The sequence below is a fragment of the Promicromonospora panici genome, from assembly GCF_900608595.1.
Classification (GTDB): domain Bacteria; phylum Actinomycetota; class Actinomycetes; order Actinomycetales; family Cellulomonadaceae; genus Promicromonospora; species Promicromonospora panici.
The window spans coordinates 107,077-124,149 of record NZ_UWYY01000009.1 but is presented as its reverse complement, the minus strand read 5'-3'; the positions used below and the strand labels follow the sequence as shown (position 1 = coordinate 124,149).

Genomic DNA, 17,073 nt, shown 5'->3' with positions numbered 1-17,073 from the left:
CCCCGGCTCAGACCAGATCCACCGGGAACAGCTCAGTGCGGGCCACCACCCGGTCTCGTTCGTCGGCCAGCGCCGCACGGCGCGGATCGGCGACGTACCCGTCCAGGGCGGCCTGGCTCGTGAAGCGGTAGAGCTGGACCTCGTGCGGCCGGCCGTCCGCGCCGTTCGACACCGCACGTTGCAGGACCGAGCCACCGTGCTCCGGGACGAGTGCGAGCACACGGTCCTCGTAGGCCGAGAGTGCGGCCTCCTGGCCGGGATACGCCCACAGGAAACAGCAGAGCTGGATCTGGTCGTCGAGGTTCGTCATGGCGCGAGCCTAGGCAATCGTCGCCACACTTCACCCGCTCCGCCCGCGCATTTGACCAGGCAACTCGTCCAGGTACCGCACAGTTTGTCCTCTGGTTGCCCTCCGCTCCCGTTCCGTTCATCCGCCCGGTCCAGGTTGACGTCCGGGCGTGCTCAGGTGCCGTCCACCTTCACGGAACAGGGAGGACGGCCATGCGGCCAGTCACCAGGAATCAGCGAGCGAAGCAGCAGGCCGGGCTCGTCGCGGCGGTCGCGGCCGTCACGGCGGCCACGCTCGCCATGACGGGATGGGTGGCGACATCGTCGTCCGCCGCACCCGCCGATACCGGCAGCCATGCCGGGAGCGCGACGGCGACCGCGCCGCACGAGCCGGAGGCCCCGGCGTCGGGCAACCCGATCCTCACGCCCGACGACGGCGCGTTCCTGGAGGGGACCGTGCCTGTCGCGGCCGAGCCCGTCGCGCCTGGTGACGACATCAACAGCCTCACCGTCGACGGCACCGACGTGCCGGGCGCCACCGAGACGCTCGGTACCGCGACTCTCGGTTACAACGTCGGCAGCAACTCCACCGAGGCGCGCTATCGCAACCACGTCTCGGTCAACGGCAGCGAGCCCATCTACCTGCCCGACGCCGTGAGCGAGCGCGTGGAGCTGGAGATCCCCAACGAGTACCTCGTGACCGGCGAGAACACGGTCGAGGTGGTCGCCGGCACGTTCGACGCGAGCTGCGGGCCGAACCACGACGACTTCGTGCTCTCCGACTTCACGCTCGAACCGCTCGGCGAGATCGCCGACGGCGAGGAGAACGAGTACACCTACGCGTTCGGCGACGGCAGCTGCGGCACCAACACCAGCCTGCTGCTGCGTGCGGAGCTGACATTCTTCGTGCAGGGCGACCCGCAGGGCACCACCGGCCTGAGCGCCGACCTGGACACCACCACGCTGGCCAACGGCGAGCACACGATCGAGGCCCGCACGGCGTCGGGCGACACCACGGCGCACACCGTCCGCGTGAACAACGCGCCCGCCGGCGCGCCCCGCCTCACCCCGGCCGACGGCACCCTCGCCAACGGCACGGTCACTGTCACGGGCGCGCGCCCGGCGGACGGCGACGACGCCACGACCGAGCTCACCGTCGACGGCGACGCGGTCGAGACGACGGAGACGCTCGGCTCGGGTGACGCGGCGTTCTCGTTCAACGTCGGCTCGAACGCCGTGGACGGCAACGCCGCGAACATGCTGGTGGTCAACGGGATCGAGACGCCGATGGGCGGCTCCTACGCGAGCCAGCGCGCCGACGTCGTCATCCCCAACGAGTGGCTGCGGCCCGGCGAGAACACCGTCAAGGTCGTGACCGGCACCTTCCCGGGCGACTGCAACCGCGACGACTTCACCATCTCGAACCTCGCGCTGACGCCCGCCGCGGGAACCGCGGCCGGCGTCGGGCTGAAGCCCTCGTACTCGATGGGCGACGGCACCTGCGGCTCCAGCGGCACGGCGCTGCGCGAGATCACGGTGACCTTCACCGTCGACGCCCCCGCGCGCGGCCTGCGCGCCGACGTCGACACGGCGACGCTGCCCGACGGCGAGCACGAGCTCGCCGCCACCTCCACCACCGGCGAGACCGCCACCCGCGCCCTGTTCACGGACAACACCGGCCCGGCGCTCGTGGAGTCCACGCCCGCCGACGGCGACCGCCTCACCTCGGCTGTGCCGCTCGCGGTCGCGGTGGACGACGCCTCCGGTGTGGTGCAGGGCCCGGACGTCACGCTCGACGGCGACCAGATCGCCCTGGGCGACCCGGTCGGGCCCGGCCTGTCGGCGGGCGACCACGTCCTCGCGGTGACCGCCACGGACGGCCTCGGCAACGAGGTCACCCACGAGATTCCCTTCGTCAGCGCCGGGATCCCGGACGTGCCCGCGGACGTCGCACCGGCGTCGGGCACCGCGGCCGTGGGCCGCACCGCGACGCTGAAGGCGACGGTCACCGAGCCCGACGGCGGCGATGTCACCGCGCGCTTCTCCGCCGCGGAGATCCTCACGCCGTCCGAGGCCTGGCAGGGCGCGAGCGACGGCGTGCCGACCGAGCTGCGCGTGCCCGGCCAGAAGAAGCTGAGCACCCGGGCGCTCGCGCCGGGCGACGACCGGTCGGCGGACTCGCCCGACTCGGGCGACGTCACCTACCAGCGGTTCGACGTGCCGGTCCGGGGCAAGGTCGAGGCGCCGGTGCTGCGCTGGGAGGGCACGGCCGACCCGGCCCGCCTGGTCAGCCTGCGGGCCTGGAACCCGGGGACCTCCGCCTGGGACGTCGTCGCCTCCGCGCGCGGCGCCGTCGACGGCGGCACGGTGCTGGAGGGCCCCGTGACCCGCGACTACGTCGTGCGGGGCAAGGTGCACGCGATGGTCAGCGGCGAGGACCCCTTCGCCGACGACATCGACGCGGGCGACTCGAACAGCTTCGCCGACCCGGACGCGTACGACTTCTCGATGGTGCACTACACGGACACGCAGTACCTGTCCGAGGGTGCCGTCGAGCAGGAGACGGCCGAGGAGCGCGCCGTGTGGGCCGAGGGCTACACGGGCGTCATGGACTGGATCGTCGACAATGCCGAGGAGCGCAAGATCGCGTACGTGGCGCACACCGGCGACATCATCGAGAACAACATCCGGGCGATCCCGCCGGAGCTCGAGGACCAGGTCACCGGCGAGTTCGAGTTCGCCTCCGAGGCGCAGGGCCGCATCGACGCCGCGGGCATCCCGAACGGTGTGGTCGCGGGCAACCACGACAACCAGTCCGGCAGGAGCCCGGAGCTGTACGACCAGTACTTCGGCCCGCAGCGGTACGAAGAGCTCGCCGAGGGCTGGGAGAACGCGTCCTACGGCGGCTCGATGAAGCCGGGCTCGAACGAGAATCACTTCGACCTGTTCTCGGCCGGCGGCCTGGACTTCGTGGTGGTGGGCCTGTCCTACGGCGTGACCCGGGACGAGGCCGAGTGGGCGGCGTCGATCTTCGACCGGTACTCCGACCGCAACGGTGTCCTGCTCACGCACGACTACCTGGAGCCGTCATCGGAGCCCGACGGGCGCGGGGCCAACTTCGGCGGCTCCGACGGTCCGCTGCTGTACAACCTGCTCGTCAAGGACAACCCGAACGTGTTCCTGGTGCTGGCCGGGCACCGGCACGGCGTGGGCACGAACGTGCGCCCGCCCGTGATCGGCGACATCGGCGGCGGCGTGGTCGAGCTGCTCGCGGACTACCAGTTCTACACGGTGTCCGCGGAACAGATGGGACTCACCCAGATCGGCGGCTACAACCCCACGGACCAGCTCCAGCTCGGCGCGTCGTTCTTCCGCATGCTGCAGTTCGACGTCGACCGCGGCGAGGTGTCCATCGACACGTACTCGCCGCTGCTGGGCGAGTTCGGTGCCACCGAGTACGACACCGAGCACCGGTACAACGGCCTCGAGGACAACATGGTGCTGCCGGTCGACCTGACCTCGCGTACGACGTCGTTCACGACGGACTCCGTGGTGCTGTACGACCCGATGTACGAGATCGGCCGGGACACCGTTTCCTCCGGCGAGGTCGCCTCGGTCCGGTGGACCGGCCTCAAGCCGGACCGCACCTACGCGTGGTTCGTCACGGCCCGCACCGCGGGTGGCGGCACGGCGACGGCGTCGCCGGCGTACTTCACCACGGCACACCCCTAACCCCCTTTGGTTGTGGGCGTGATCGTTGCGCCTAAAACGGGCACGCAGTCGCAACGATCGCGCCCACAACCGACACCGCATGGGAGAGACGTGAGAAAGATCCTGGTGGGTCTCGTAGCGGCTGTCGGCACCGGCGCCGTGCTGGCGGTAGCCGCACCGCCCGCCGTGGCACACGACGCCACCAGTGACGTCTACGCGGAGGTGACGCGGGCGGCGTCGTCCGCCACCGAGAGCGGGGAGCCGACTCCGGACGTGACCGCCGTGCTCGACCTCGAGTACGACCTGCTGATGAAGTCCGCCTGGCTGCGGGCCGAGGCGTACGAGGCGACCGGGCGGGCCGACCAGCTCGCACAGCTGGACAAGCACGAGGAGGCGGTCAACGGGTACGTCACCGACCGCTTCGTCGTCACGTACGACGGCGAGCCGTGCGCCCCGACGTTCGACGCCGCCGACGTGGTGGATCGCGGGGAGCGGCCGTACGCCTCCCTGACGTACACGTTCGCGTGCGACGGCGAGCCGGAGGGCGTGCACGAGGTCTCCAGCGCCCTGTTCCCGGACGCCGAGTCGTTCGTGCACTCCACCGAGACGATCGTCCGGTACACGCTCGACGAGGAGGACGGCTCCGCGGTGCTGACCGCGGCGTCGCCCACCCTCACCACGGGGGAGAACCGGCTGATCGAGCAGCTGGGGGAGTTCTTCGTGCTGGGTGGAGAGCACCTGCTGTTCGGGCTGGACCACGTCCTGTTCCTGCTGGCGCTGCTGATCGGCGCGCGTCGGCTGCGCGACGTCGTCTGGACCGCCACGGCGTTCACCGTGGCGCACTCCGTGACGTTCCTGCTCGCGGCCCTGGGCGTGGTGTCGGTGCCCGCGATGGTGGTCGAGCCGGTCATCGCCGCGTCGATCGCCGTGGTGGCGGCCGTGGACCTGTACCTGATCTGGCGTGGGCGGGGCGTTCCCGGGCCTGCGTCCAGCGGGCGGACCGCGGCGGGGCCGGTGCGGGACGCGTTGCGGTGGCGTGCCCCGGCCGGGTCGCGGGGCGAGCTGACGCCTTGGGACCGGTGGCGGCTGCCGGTCGTGTTCGTCTTCGGCCTGGTGCACGGGGTCGGATTCGCGGGTGCGCTCGGGATCTCAGCTGCCTGGTCGTGGACCCTGCTGTGGTCGCTGCTGTCGTTCAACGTGGGTATCGAGGCGGTGCAGCTCGGCATCATCGCCGTCGTATTCCCGTTGCTGGTGCTGCTGCGCGTCCGAGCCCCGCGGACGGCCCGCTGGGCGCTCGGTGCGGCGACGGCGGGGATCGTGGTGGTGGCCCTGTACTGGGTGGCGGAGCGCCTCGCCGCAGCTCCGTGACGCCCCGGGCTGTGCGATCGTGGCGTAATCCATGAAAGTTTCGCTCGTTCCCGCGGGACGACGCCGGACGGATGGGCGTCAGCGTCTGGTACGCGTACGTCGCGAAGTCGATCAACCACGCCGCCGTCCGCCAGGTGCTGGCCGAGGCGCGACGGGGCGCCGAGGACGAGTGTGCCCGGCTGCTCCGGGCCGACGGCGGTGCGGACGGCGGTGCCGGCAGCGTGGACGACGAGGCGCTGACGCAGGCCCGGCGCCTGCTCGCCCTTGCCGACGGTCTGACGCTGAGGGTGCTCGTCCGGGACCTCGAGCCGGCCGAGGCCGTGAGCATGCTCGAGGCGGAGATCGGCCGGGCGCCGGCGGCCTAGCCGGGGTCGCCGTCGTCGTCGAGCAGGTCCCCGAACAGCTCGTCGGCCTGCCGCGCGACCTCGATGTCCCGCGCGAGCCGGTCGGGCCTGCCGCTCAGCTCGGCCCAGGCGCCGTCGCCGTACAGCCCACGCCGGATCCACCCGAGGACGAGGTCCGCGCCACCGGCGTAGCGCTTGCCCTCGATCCTGGCGAGCTGGGCGAGGTCGGCGTCGGACAGGTCGATCACGACGCGCCGTCCGTCGAGCTCGACCCGCGAGCAGGGGCCGCGGTCGGTCATGGGTCTTCCGATCAGGGGTTGTCGGGGGGTGCCTTTCGCCAGCCTTCCGCACCCCGGGGCAGGCGTGCGCGGCGGGCCGCGAATCCTTGCGGATACGCAACACCTGGCCACCACCTCGTACGCTCTTCGGTGTGAGCCAGCCCGTTTCCTCTTCGCCCGACGCCGCACACGAGCCCGACGCCGCGGACCGCCCCGAGCTCTCGGGATTCCGGACCAAGCCGGTGTCGTTCGTGCGCCGTTCCGGCCGGCTCACCGACAGCCAGAAGCGGATGTGGGCCAAGCGCCACGCCGACTACCTGATCGACGTGCCCCGGGCGATCGCGCGCACCTCCGTGGACCCCGAGTTCGTGCTGGACGCGGAGGCCGTCTTCGGGCGCGCGGCCCCGCTGGTCGTGGAGATCGGCTCCGGCCTCGGGGATGCCGTCGTCGACGCCGCCGCTGGTGACGCCCGGCGCGACTACCTCGCCGTCGAGGTCTACCAGCCCGGGCTCGCCCATACGATCGCCCGCGCCGAGCGGGCCGGGACCGCCCTCGGGCAGGAGGGGCTGCCGAACCTGCGGCTCGTGCAGGCGAACGCGGCCGAGCTGCTCGAGACCACGCTCCCGGCCGGGTCCGTCGACGAGCTCTGGGTCTTCTTCCCCGACCCGTGGCACAAGGCGCGCCACCACAAGCGCCGTCTGGTCACCGGGGAGTTCGCCGCGCTCGCGGCGCGCGTGCTGCAACCGGGCGGGACCCTGCGCCTCGCCACCGACTGGGCGGAGTACGCCGAGCAGATGATCGAGGTCCTGGACGCGAACGAGGACCTCGCCAATCCGCACGGTCCTGGTGGCATGGCCCCGCGGTTCGAGCGGCGCGTGCGCACCGGGTTCGAGCGCAAGGCGCACCAGGCCGGGCGCGCGATCACGGACCTGACGTACGTGCGGCGCTGAGGTCGGGTCGTCCCGCGGACTTCACCCGGCCTGGCGTGGGAAGTTGAAGATGTAACGACTTGGTCAAGTCCATAAACCCACGTCAGATCTGTTTGCCCCAGGCATGTGAGGTGCGGCACATTGGGCCCCGGTGCGAAATGCGCACCGGGCCGCGAGCAGAGCGCGCGCCCCCATTCGCCAATGGAGGCGTCATGAGTGACGTACAGGCACCAGGGCCTGCAGAAAGTGATTACCAACGCGTCGAGAGATCGGACGAGTTCCAGAGCCTCCGCAAGGCGTTCCGAAACTTCGTCTTCCCGATGACCGCGCTGTTCCTCGTCTGGTACCTCCTCTACGCGCTCATGAGCACGTATGCGCACGAGTTCATGAGTATCCGCGTGGGTGGCACCATCACGGTCGGCCTGATCTTCGGGTTGCTGCAGTTCGTGTCCACGTTCGTCATCACCACGCTCTACGCGCGGTGGGCGAACAACAAGTTCGACGCCCGGGCCAAGGCCCTGCGCGAGGAGATCGAGGGGGGCGCGCTGTGAACGGGACCGTCATGGCAGCGGCTGCGGCCACGAACGTCGGCAACACCTGGATCAACATCGGCATCTTCGCGGCGTTCGTCGCGGTGACCCTCATCATCGTCTTCAGCGTGTCCCGACAGAACAAGACCGCGGCAGACTTCTACGCCGGCGGGCGGAACTTCACGGGCGCGCAGAACGGCACGGCGATCGCCGGCGACTACCTGTCCGCGGCGAGCTTCCTGGGGATCGCGGGCGCCATCGCCGTCAACGGGTACGACGGCTTCCTGTACTCCATCGGCTTCCTCGTGGCCTGGCTGGTGGCGCTGCTGCTCGTCGCCGAGCTGCTGCGGAACACCGGCAAGTTCACGATGGCGGACGTGCTGTCGTTCCGGCTCAAGCAGCGGCCGATCCGGATGGCCGCGGCGCTGTCCACGCTCGCCGTGGTGTTCTTCTACCTACTGGCCCAGATGGCGGGCGCTGGAGGTCTCGTCGCGCTGCTGCTCGGCATCACCGACAAGGCCGGCCAGGGCCTGGTCATCGCCGTCGTCGGTGGCCTCATGATCCTGTACGTGCTGGTGGGCGGCATGAAGGGCACCACATGGGTGCAGATCATCAAGGCGGCTCTGCTCATCCTCGGTGCCGGCGTCATGACGTTCTGGGTGCTCGCGAACTTCGGCTTCAACCTCTCCGCCGTCATGCAGGAGGCCGTGAACATGGCCGGCGAGAACGGCGAGGCGATCCTCGAGCCGGGTCTTCAGTACGGCGCCTCCGCCGTGTCGCAGCTCGACTTCCTGTCCCTCGCGCTGGCCCTGGTGCTCGGCACGGCGGGACTGCCGCACGTGCTCATGCGCTTCTACACGGTGCCGTCGGCCAAGGAGGCCCGGAGGTCTGTGGTCGTGGCGATCTGGCTGATCGGCATCTTCTACCTGTTCACCCTGGTGCTCGGCTACGGGGCCGCGGCACTCGTCGGCCCGGAGACCATCCTCGCGGCACCAGGTGGACAGAACTCGGCGGCACCCTTGCTCGCGTTCGAGTTGGGCGGCGAGATCTTGCTGGGCATCATCGCGGCGGTCGCCTTCGCGACCATCCTCGCGGTGGTGGCCGGGCTGACGATCACGGCTGCGACGAGCTTCGCGCACGACATCTACGCCTCGATCATCAAGAAGGGGCAGGTCGCCCCGGACGGCGAGGTCCGGGTGGCCCGCTGGACCGTGGTCGTGATCGGCATCATCGCGATCATCGGCGGCATCTTCGCCAACGGGCAGAACATCGCGTTCCTCGTGGCGCTGGCGTTCTGCGTCGCGGCGGCGGCGAACCTGCCGACGATCATCTACTCGCTGTTCTGGAAGCGGTTCAACACGTCCGGCGCGCTGTGGAGCATCTATGGCGGCCTGATCTCGACGATCGTGCTGATCATCTTCTCGCCGGTCGTCTCGGGCAAGCCCGCCGACCCGGTCACGGGGCTCAGCAAGTCGATGGTCACCGACCCGAGCATCGACTTCCACTGGTTCCCGCTCGACAACCCGGGCATCGTGACGATCCCGCTCGCGTTCCTGCTCGGCATCGTCGGCACGTTCCTGAGCAAGGAGCGGTCGCACCCGGAGAAGTACGCCGAGATGGAGGTCCGTTCCCTCACGGGCGCGGGCGCCGAGAAGGCGGTGGCCCACTGACGTCCCCGCCGAGGTAGAACTCTGGCGAGGTAGGACCGTACGAGAGAGGCACCGCGGACCGTCCGCGGTGCCTCTCTCGTACGGTCCTACCTCGCCAGAGTTCTACCTCGGCGCCTCGAGGCGGATGATCACCGACTTGGAGGCCGGGGTGTTGCTGCCCTCCGCTGTGTGGTCCAGCGGGACCAGGACGTTGGTCTCCGGGAAATAGGCCGCCGCGCAGCCGCGGGCTGTCGGGAACGCGACGATCCGGAACCCCTCGGCCCGGCGTTCCTCCGTACTTCCGTCCCGGCCCGGCCACTCGCTGACCAGGTCCACCGTGTCGCCGTCGGCGAATCCCAGGGCCGTCAGGTCCTCGGGGCGCACGAACACGACCCGCCGTCCGCCCTTCACCCCGCGGTACCGGTCGTCGAGGCCGTAGATGGTGGTGTTGAACTGGTCGTGCGAGCGGACCGTCTGGAGCAGCAGCCGGCCCTCCGGCACCCGGACGATCTCGAGCTCGTTCACCGTGAAGTTGGCCTTGCCCGTCGCCGTCGGGAACTTGCGGGCGTCGCGCGGGGGGTGCGGCAGCACGAACCCGCCGGGCACGGCGACCCGGCGCTCGAAGTCCTCGAAGCCTGGGACCACACGCGAGATCGAGTCGCGGACGCGCGAGTAGTCGTCGGCGAACTCCTCCCACGGCGTCGTGTCGTCCGGCCCGAGGGTGCGGCGCGCCAGGTCGCAGAGGATGACGGTCTCGCTGCGCAGGGAGTCCGACGCCGGGGCGAGCTTCCCCTGCGAGGTGTGCACCACGCTCATCGAGTCCTCGACGGTCACCACCTGCTCGCGCCCGCCCGTGAGGTCCCGCTCGGTACGGCCCAGGCACGGCAGGACCAGCGACCGCTTGCCGGGCAGGACGTGCGAGCGGTTGAGCTTGGTCGAGACGTGCACCGTGAGCGGGACCTCCCGGAGCGCCACCTCGGTGACCGCGCTGTCCGGCGTGGCCGCGGCGAAGTTGCCGCCCACCGCCATGAAGACCTTCAGGTGCCCGTCGCGCAGGGCACGAACGGTGTCGACGACGTCGTACCCGTGGGCGCGCGGTGGCTCGAAGTCGAACTCGGTGGCGAGCGCGTCGAGGAAAGCCTCGGTGGGCCGCTCCCAGATCCCCATGGTGCGGTCGCCCTGCACGTTGCTGTGCCCGCGCACCGGGCAGGCGCCCGCACCCGGCCGGCCGACGTTCCCGCGCAGCAGAAGGAAGCTCACCACCTCGCGGATGGTCGCCACGGCCTGCTTGTGCTGGGTCAGGCCCATCGCCCAGCAGACGATGACCTTGTCCGCGGCCAGGACGTCGCCCACGAAGTCCTCGATCTCGGACCGGTCCAGGCCGGTCGCCGCGTCGACGTCGGCCCAGTCCAGGGCGCGCCAGGCGGCAGCAGCCTTCTCGAAGCCCGAGGTGTGCTCGGCGATGAACTCACGGTCCAGGACGCCCTTGTGCCCGGCGGTTCGGGAGTCGTCATCGGCCTCCAGGAGCAGGCGGTTCACGGCCTGGAACAGGGCCAGGTCGCCGGCGAGGCGGATCTGGAGGAACCGGTCGGCGAGCTTGGTGCCCTGCCCCACCACGCCGCGCACCCGCTGCGGGTTCTTGAAGGTCTGCAGCCCGGCCTCGGGCAGGGGGTTGATCGCCACGATCCGCGCCCCGCGGTCCTTGGCCTGCTCCAGCGCGGTCAGCATGCGCGGGTGGTTGGTCCCGGGATTCTGCCCGACGACGACGATCAGGTCGGCGTGGTCGGTGATGTCCTCCAGGGACACGCTGCCCTTGCCGATGCCGAGGGTCTCCGTCAGCGCGGTGCCCGACGACTCGTGGCACATGTTCGAGCAGTCGGGCATGTTGTTCGTGCCGAGCTTGCGCGCGAGGAGCTGGTAGACGAACGCCGCCTCGTTGCTCGTGCGGCCGGACGTGTAGAAAGCTGCCTCGTCCGGCGAGTCCAGGCCGCGCAGCTCGGTGGCGACCAGATCGAGGGCCTCGTCCCAGGACACCGGCCGGTAGTGGTCGGCGCCCTCGTCGCGCAGCATCGGCTCGGTCAGGCGCCCCGACTTGCCCAGCCGGTGGTCGGTCCAGGTGGCCAGCTCGGAGATCGGGTGCTCGGCGAAGAACGCCGCGTCCGCGCGCTTGCGGGTGGACTCCTCGGCCACTGCCTTGGCGCCGTTCTCGCAGAACTCCGCGATGTGTGGCTTGCCCGGCTCGGGCCACGCACACCCGGGGCAGTCGAAGCCGCGGTGCTGGTTGAGCAGGGGCAGGGTGCGCAGGCCGCGCGCGACCCCGGCCTCGTCGAGGACGTGCGCCAGGCCATGGACCACGCCCGGTACTCCGGCGGCGCTGGTCTTGGGCGGGCCGATGCGCAGGGTCTTCTCGGGGGCTTCGGTGCGGGCCTCGTCGCTCACGTCTGTCACGGCTCGACCCTACGCCGGACTTCACCCCGTGTGGAGGGTCTGGACACCTCTCTCGAGGGGCCCGTGCGATGGCGACCACCGCCGAGGCAGCGTTAACTGAAGTCGTCCGGACGATCCGTCCCGGGCCGCCCGGTCACCTCATCCGTTCCTCAGGAGGCACATCATGGGACAGGCACGCGAGTTGATGAACCGGGTCACCGAAGCGGTTGTTGCCGGCGACCTCGATGCGTTGCGCGAGGTCTACGACAAGGACGTCGTTGTCACCACGCCGGACGCAGGGACACTGCACGGCATCGAGGCATTCGTTGAATGGAACAGGTCATTCGTCGACTCGTTCTCCGAGCGCGACTACCAGGCCGAGCGGCAGCTGGAAACGGGCGAGTGCGCCATCGATCAGGGCGAGTTCATCGGAACCCACACCGGCCCGATGGCGCTACCCGACGGGAGCAGCCTTCCGCCGACCGGCAAGCAGATCCGGATGCGGAGCGCCGACGTCGCCACGGTCTCGGACGGAAAGATCGTCCGGCACGACTTCTACTTCGACCAGGCCGACCTGGCCGCCCAGCTCGGGGTAGCTCCGACGACCTAGCCCAGCTGCTCATCGTCGCGGGCTGCGCGCACACGGCCTGGACATATCGCTCAGCCGGGGTGGGACACTGGCGGCATGGGAGTCGTCACCGACCGACGGCGCGTCGTCCGTGTGCGTGAGGGTGCACGCGCGGCACGTCCGGACACGCTCGCCGTCGAGGAACCACTCATGGTCCGGCTGGTCGTCCCCGGGCCGGCAGGGGGAAGCAGCGCGCTGACCCTGACGATGCGTACGCCCGGCCACGACTTCGACCTCGTGGCCGGCTGGCTGGTCTCCGAGGGGGCCGTCGCGGCGGCGTCGGACATCGCGGCGATGCGCCTGTGCCCGGACGAGGACAACACCGTCGAGGTGGCGCTCGCGCGCGGCGTCGAGCCGCCGCGGCAGCGGGCCTTCACGACGACCAGTGCGTGCGGCGTCTGCGGGTCGGACACCGTCGTGGAGGTGCTCGCGGGCCTGCGCTGGCCGGTCGCGAGCGACCCGGTCACGGTCAGCGCGGACGTGATCGCCGCCCTGCCCGACCTCCTGCGCGAGCGCCAGCAGGCCTTCGACCGGACGGGCGGCCTGCACGCCGCGGGTCTGTTCACCGCGGACGGCGAGCCGCTGTACGTGCGCGAGGACGTCGGCCGGCACAACGCCGTCGACAAGGTGGTCGGGGCCGCGCTGCGCGACGGCACCCTGCCCGCTGCCGGGACGGTGCTCCAGGTCAGCGGGCGAGCGTCGTTCGAGCTGGTGCAGAAGGCCGCGCGGGCCGGCATCCCGGTGCTGTCCGCGATCTCCGCGCCGTCGACCCTTGCCGTGGACCTGGCCGACGAGTGCGGCCTCACCCTGCTCGGGTTCGTGCGCGGCGACTCGATGAACGTCTACACGCGGGCGGACCGGGTGCGGTGAGCGGACCGGAGCCCCGCACCCTCGACGGTGCGGGGCTCCGGCCGGCATAGCCGGGACGGTGCTCAGCAGTTCCTGATGTAGTAGACGGGGTTCCAGCTGATCGGGTGCCGACGCTCGAACGCCGTCGACGGCGACAGCACCTGCGTCGAGCCGTTCGAACCGTAGAAGCGGGCGACGGTCCCAGTGGTCTGGTTGTTGTCCCATCCGCCGTCGCCGATCCAGTTGGACAGGGCGTACGTGCGGCAGTTGTACAGGTGGAAGATCTTCCACTTGTTCTGGCTGGTGTCCCAGGCCCACGCGCACATCGTGCCGTACTCGCAGCCGTACTGCTGACCAGGGTTCGCGTACGAGACCGCGACGGTCGGGCTGATGGTCGGCACCGCCGTGATGCCGAAGTCACCGCCGACCTCTGCTTCGGTCGGCGCCGGGGGCAGCACGAGGGTTCGGTACTGCGTGCCGACGGCCGTGACGCGCGTGCCGTCCGGCGTGGCCGAGCTCTGGCCGGCGTCGGACGCAAGCGCCGCCTGGGAACCGCCGAGGACGCCGAGCAGCGTCATCAGCAGGGCCGACAATGCGGCGAGTGTTCGTTTCTGGGGAGACATCGGATCATCCATCCTGCCCCGCGCCCCGTACGCCCGACCCCGTGCCGGGCGCTGCGCGGAACACCCCGAACCTTGGTACAGGTGCTCCGCGCGCGCGACGAGGTTCGACGCTGGGCGAAACTCACGGCGTGGCGGTGAAACATGCCCGTGTGATGTATCAGACCGTCCGCCGGAGCCTCAGCCCGCGAAGCGGGGACTCGGGCATGCCCGACGGCGACCGTGCGATGGCGCGCGGGGACTGCGGCCCTGACTCGCCGTACCAGGTACGGCGAGTCAGGGCCGGGCGTCAGGGGTCAGCCGGCGAACAGCGGGACGACGCTGCGGACGGTCTGAAACAGGCCGTAGGCCAGCGGCACCGTCACCACCAGCCAGGTGACGATCAGCCGGGGGACCTGGTTCGACGTCGGCTCCGGGGTCGGCTCCGCGGTCTGCTCGGCGGTCAGCTCGGGCATGGTCACACCTTCCCTTCGACGAACGCGTCGGCCGAGCCGGTGGGCTCGTGGAACTTCGCCGCCACAGGCCGGACCAGGATGTTGGCGACGAAGCCGACCGCGAGCACGGCCACCATGGTGAACAGCGCGGGCCGGTAGTCGGCGGCGACCAGCTCGCCCGGCGTCCCCTGCGCGTCGAGGAACCCGTTGATGATCAGCGGCCCGGCGATGCCCGCCGCCGACCATGCGGTGAGCAGGCGGCCGTGGATGGCGCCCACCTGGAAGGTGCCGAACAGGTCACGCAGGTAGGCGGGGATCGTCGCGAAGCCGCCGCCGTAGAACGACAGGATGACGGCCGCGATGAGCACGAAGACCGCCGTGGAGGCGTGTCCGATCGTGGCGAGCAGCACGTACAGCACCATCCCGACGCCCAGGTACATGATGTACGTCGGCTTGCGGCCGATGTAGTCCGACGTCGACGACCACACGAAGCGGCCCGCCATGTTGAACAGGGACAGGAACGCGACGAACCCGGCCGCCGCCGTCGGCGCCACCGAGGACGTGCCGCCGTCCCGGAAGAAGTCCTGGATCATCGGCGCGGCCTGCTCCAGGATGCCGATGCCCGCCGTGACGTTGCAGAACAGGACCGTCCACAGGAACCAGAACTGCGGGGTCCTGATGGCGTTCGCCGCGGAGACGTTCGCGGCCGACACCATCGGCTTGGCCGCCACCGCGGCGGCGTCGAATCCCACGGGCGACCAGCCGGGCGGCGGAACCTTGACCGTGAACACGCCCAGCATCATCACGAGGAAGTACGCGATGCCCAGGGTGACGAACAGCGAGGTGACGGCGCTGCCGGAGGCCACGGACGTGGAGTCCGAGGGGTCGTACCCGCTGTCGTAGAACGCCATGAGCTGCCGGGACAGCGGCGAGGCGACGAGCGCACCGCCGCCGAAGCCCATGATCGCCATGCCCGTGGCCAGGCCCGGCCGGTCCGGGAACCACTTGATCAGCGTGGACACCGGCGAGATGTAGCCGATGCCGAGCCCGATCCCGCCGATGACGCCGTACCCGAGGTAGACCAGCCAGAGCTGCGACGTCGCAATGCCGAGCGCCCCGATGAGGAACCCGGAGGCCCAGAAACACGCGGAGGTGAACATCGCCGCCCGCGGCCCGGCGCGCTCCACCCAGGTGCCCATCACGGCGGCCGAGAGGCCGAGCATGACGATCGCGATCGAGAAGATGACGCCGATCGCGGTGAGACTCGCCTCGAAATGGGCCACCAGCGCGTTCTTGTAGACGCTGGTGGCATAGGCCTGGCCGATGCACAGATGAATGGCGAGCGCCGCGGGCGGGATGAGCCACCTGCTGTAACCGGGCTTGGCCACCGTGTGTTCGCGGTCGAGGAACGACAGCGCCACGGAGCACCTCCTCGTGCTGGGGGGATCCGGCCGCGGAAGTGCGGTTTCACCCGTTTTGGTGCGCACGCTACTGGCGGTGGGTGCTCGGGTCAATGGTCGACGGCGGGGCGCCGGCGGTCAGTGCTGCGGGCTGCGCACGGCCGCCAGGAAGAGGGGGAGGCTGGTCTCGGTGTGGGCGATCCGCAGCAGGTACGGGCGGTCGACGATCATCCGGACCGGACCATCGCCCGGCGCGATGCCGCTGGTCTCCATCCCGATCTCGGTGACGGCGGCCGCGACGGTGCCGTCCTCGTCCAGGCTCAGATACGCCTGCTGCATCACCTGGCTCACCTCCAGCGGCTCGGTGGTGCTGATGCCGGACAGGTCCGCGCCGTCGTACAGGCCTGCCAGGCCCGCCTCCTCCAGCGCCGGAGCCAGGTCCAGGATCGGCGGCTCGAGCTCCAGGGTCGGCATGGCGAGCTCGACCAGCCGTGGCCCCTCCGTGCCGAGGGCCTCGTGGAGGACGGCCAGCGTCTGGGGCGTGATCTCCGCAGGATCGGTGCCGGACGGCGGGAGGAGCACGTCTGCATGGAACGCGTCGATGTAGGGGAGCCGGACCGCGGCCCACCCGTCGTGGGTCGCATAGGCCCAGCTCTCGGTTCCGTGCAGCATCTCGGTGGGCGCCGTGCCGTCGGGGCCGGTGAAGTCCTCGTCCCTCGTGGTGGACTCCTGGAACGGGGTCTCCCAGCCCGCGGCGAGGAGTATCGCGTTCTGCAGCACCAGGCGCAGCAACGGGTCGGGCTCGATCGCCGACTTCTCGATCAGGCCGCCGGTGTGCTCGTTCACCCAGGCGTCCAGCACCTTCTTGCCCTCGTCGCTCGCCAGGTCGGTGCGCTGGACGCCGGCGTCGAACGAGGTCGCCAGGGCGTCGAGGTAGGCCTCCTCGACGGTAAGGCCGTCGTCGAGCACCGCCTGGTTCGCCAGGTGCAGCACCGGCTCGTCGGGGAGCTCGTCGTCCTGCGCGACGGCGGGGTCGCCGTCGTGCTCGGCGAGCGCCCCCTGAAGTGCGTTGTAGGCGGAGGTACGGTCCTCGCCGGTCGCGCCGAGCGCGGCGTCCAGGGACGCGGCGGTCTTCCCGCGCGCGCCCTCGGCGAGCAGTGCCAGGGCGAAGCTCAGGGACGCCGGGGAGACCAGGGCGTTCGCGTCGGGCTCGGCGGTCGCGCGCAGTGCGAGCAGGCCCAGCTCCTCGGTCGCCGCGACGGCGTCGGCGCTCGCGGGCGCGTCGGCGGGCGTGATGACCAGGCGTTCCGCGTCCGAGCGCTCCAGGCCCTCGTCCGGGGCGGGTCCGCCGCATGCGGTCAGGGCGAGGGCCGCTGCGAGCATCGCGGCGGCCGCAGCCGCGGCCGCCGTCGTACGGCGGCGGGTGGGGTGGGCGGTTCTGCGGCGACGCTGCACGGGTCTCTCCTGGGGGGCGACTGAGTGGGTTCGACTTCTTGTGTCGTGATGGTGAGCAGACTTGCGGGAGCTCGGCTCGACGCCGTGGCTGACTTCGGTCGGTTGCACGGTGCTGGCGCTGACTTCGGTCGGTTGCACTGAGATCGGTCGTTTGTTTGACCGA

At 70.7% G+C, this 17,073-nt stretch carries 14 protein-coding genes and 1 pseudogene; 8 read left to right on the top strand and 7 right to left on the bottom strand.

Translation table 11 applies throughout. From position 1 onward, the window contains the following. Positions 1–7: 7 nt before the first annotated feature. Positions 8–310, bottom strand: a complete 303-nt coding sequence (locus tag EW117_RS12095; protein WP_129786966.1) for a hypothetical protein — start codon at positions 308–310, stop codon at positions 8–10. A gap of 191 nt (positions 311–501) precedes the next feature. Here EW117_RS12095 and EW117_RS29405 point away from each other — a divergent pair, with 191 nt between their 5' ends. The 3 genes and pseudogenes from EW117_RS29405 to EW117_RS12080 form a co-directional block, all read left to right on the top strand. Beyond that, positions 502–4,020, top strand: a complete 3,519-nt coding sequence (locus EW117_RS29405; protein WP_165362665.1) for a metallophosphoesterase — start codon at positions 502–504, stop codon at positions 4,018–4,020. Positions 4,021–4,110: 90 nt separating this feature from the next. Next, the gene (locus tag EW117_RS12085) at positions 4,111–5,367 is read left to right on the top strand and encodes a HupE/UreJ family protein (RefSeq protein WP_129786965.1); all 1,257 of its coding nucleotides are present in this window, start codon (positions 4,111–4,113) and stop codon (positions 5,365–5,367) included. A 56-nt stretch (positions 5,368–5,423) separates the two neighbouring features. Next, positions 5,424–5,732, top strand: a pseudogene (locus EW117_RS12080) (TetR family transcriptional regulator C-terminal domain-containing protein); the annotation flags it as partial. Here the strand turns inward: EW117_RS12080 and EW117_RS12075 are convergent. After that, the gene (locus tag EW117_RS12075; protein WP_129786964.1) at positions 5,729–6,010 is read right to left on the bottom strand and encodes a hypothetical protein; all 282 of its coding nucleotides are present in this window, start codon (positions 6,008–6,010) and stop codon (positions 5,729–5,731) included. The pseudogene EW117_RS12080 and the gene EW117_RS12075 sit on opposite strands and share 4 nt — an antisense overlap. 131 nt (positions 6,011–6,141) lie before the next feature. Between EW117_RS12075 and trmB the strand changes: the two genes are divergently transcribed. The 3 genes from trmB to EW117_RS12060 all read left to right on the top strand — a co-directional run bounded on the left by trmB (position 6,142) and on the right by EW117_RS12060 (position 9,118). Continuing rightward, a complete protein-coding gene (trmB, locus tag EW117_RS12070; protein WP_129786963.1) occupies positions 6,142–6,939 on the top strand; it encodes a tRNA (guanosine(46)-N7)-methyltransferase TrmB in 798 nt (265 codons plus the stop codon). A gap of 191 nt (positions 6,940–7,130) precedes the next feature. Then, positions 7,131–7,469 carry a DUF485 domain-containing protein gene (locus EW117_RS12065; protein ID WP_129786962.1) on the top strand — a complete coding sequence of 113 codons (339 nt, stop codon included), beginning with the start codon at positions 7,131–7,133 and terminating at the stop codon, positions 7,467–7,469. Between the two features lie 11 nt (positions 7,470–7,480). Then, on the top strand, positions 7,481–9,118 hold the full coding sequence (locus EW117_RS12060; RefSeq protein ID WP_129786961.1) for a solute symporter family protein: 1,638 nt from the start codon (positions 7,481–7,483) through the stop codon (positions 9,116–9,118). 102 nt (positions 9,119–9,220) lie between these two features. Here the strand turns inward: EW117_RS12060 and EW117_RS12055 are convergent, their stop codons facing one another. After that, entirely contained in the window at positions 9,221–11,545 is a 2,325-nt protein-coding gene (locus EW117_RS12055; protein ID WP_129786960.1) for an FdhF/YdeP family oxidoreductase, read from the bottom strand. Positions 11,546–11,708: 163 nt separating this feature from the next. Between EW117_RS12055 and EW117_RS12050 the strand changes: the two genes are divergently transcribed. Then, a complete protein-coding gene (locus EW117_RS12050) occupies positions 11,709–12,134 on the top strand; it encodes an ester cyclase (protein WP_129786959.1) in 426 nt (141 codons plus the stop codon). Positions 12,135–12,209: 75 nt separating this feature from the next. Next, positions 12,210–13,022: a formate dehydrogenase accessory sulfurtransferase FdhD gene (gene fdhD / locus EW117_RS12045; protein ID WP_129786958.1), complete on the top strand. Its 813-nt coding sequence runs from the start codon at positions 12,210–12,212 to the stop codon at positions 13,020–13,022. 62 nt (positions 13,023–13,084) lie between these two features. On the opposite strand, the gene EW117_RS12040 is transcribed toward fdhD, so the two are convergent. The 4 genes from EW117_RS12040 to EW117_RS12030 all read right to left on the bottom strand — a co-directional run bounded on the left by EW117_RS12040 (position 13,085) and on the right by EW117_RS12030 (position 16,910). Further along, positions 13,085–13,624 (bottom strand): hypothetical protein, encoded by a 540-nt coding sequence (locus EW117_RS12040; RefSeq protein ID WP_129786957.1) that lies wholly within the window; start codon positions 13,622–13,624, stop codon positions 13,085–13,087. A 293-nt stretch (positions 13,625–13,917) separates the two neighbouring features. Then, on the bottom strand, positions 13,918–14,076 hold the full coding sequence (locus EW117_RS29400; protein WP_165362664.1) for an MFS transporter small subunit: 159 nt from the start codon (positions 14,074–14,076) through the stop codon (positions 13,918–13,920). Positions 14,077–14,078: 2 nt separating this feature from the next. Beyond that, entirely contained in the window at positions 14,079–15,470 is a 1,392-nt protein-coding gene (locus tag EW117_RS12035) for an OFA family MFS transporter (RefSeq protein WP_207211850.1), read from the bottom strand. A gap of 123 nt (positions 15,471–15,593) precedes the next feature. Further along, positions 15,594–16,910 carry a serpin family protein gene (locus EW117_RS12030; RefSeq protein ID WP_242504249.1) on the bottom strand — a complete coding sequence of 439 codons (1,317 nt, stop codon included), beginning with the start codon at positions 16,908–16,910 and terminating at the stop codon, positions 15,594–15,596. Positions 16,911–17,073 lie beyond the last annotated feature (163 nt).

Excerpts from the sequence above, each read along its gene's own strand:
- EW117_RS29405 (WP_165362665.1), top strand. The coding sequence starts at position 502 with ATGCGGCCAGTCACCAGGAATCAGCGAGCGAAGCAGCAGGCCGGGCTC.
- EW117_RS12060 (WP_129786961.1), top strand. The coding sequence starts at position 7,481 with ATGGCAGCGGCTGCGGCCACGAACGTCGGCAACACCTGGATCAACATC.
- EW117_RS12050 (WP_129786959.1), top strand. The coding sequence starts at position 11,709 with ATGGGACAGGCACGCGAGTTGATGAACCGGGTCACCGAAGCGGTTGTT.
- EW117_RS12040 (WP_129786957.1), bottom strand. The coding sequence starts at position 13,624 with ATGTCTCCCCAGAAACGAACACTCGCCGCATTGTCGGCCCTGCTGATG.
- EW117_RS12075 (WP_129786964.1), bottom strand. The coding sequence starts at position 6,010 with ATGACCGACCGCGGCCCCTGCTCGCGGGTCGAGCTCGACGGACGGCGC.
- EW117_RS12065 (WP_129786962.1), top strand. The coding sequence starts at position 7,131 with ATGAGTGACGTACAGGCACCAGGGCCTGCAGAAAGTGATTACCAACGC.
- fdhD (WP_129786958.1), top strand. The coding sequence starts at position 12,210 with ATGGGAGTCGTCACCGACCGACGGCGCGTCGTCCGTGTGCGTGAGGGT.
- EW117_RS12095 (WP_129786966.1), bottom strand. The coding sequence starts at position 310 with ATGACGAACCTCGACGACCAGATCCAGCTCTGCTGTTTCCTGTGGGCG.
- EW117_RS29400 (WP_165362664.1), bottom strand. The coding sequence starts at position 14,076 with ATGCCCGAGCTGACCGCCGAGCAGACCGCGGAGCCGACCCCGGAGCCG.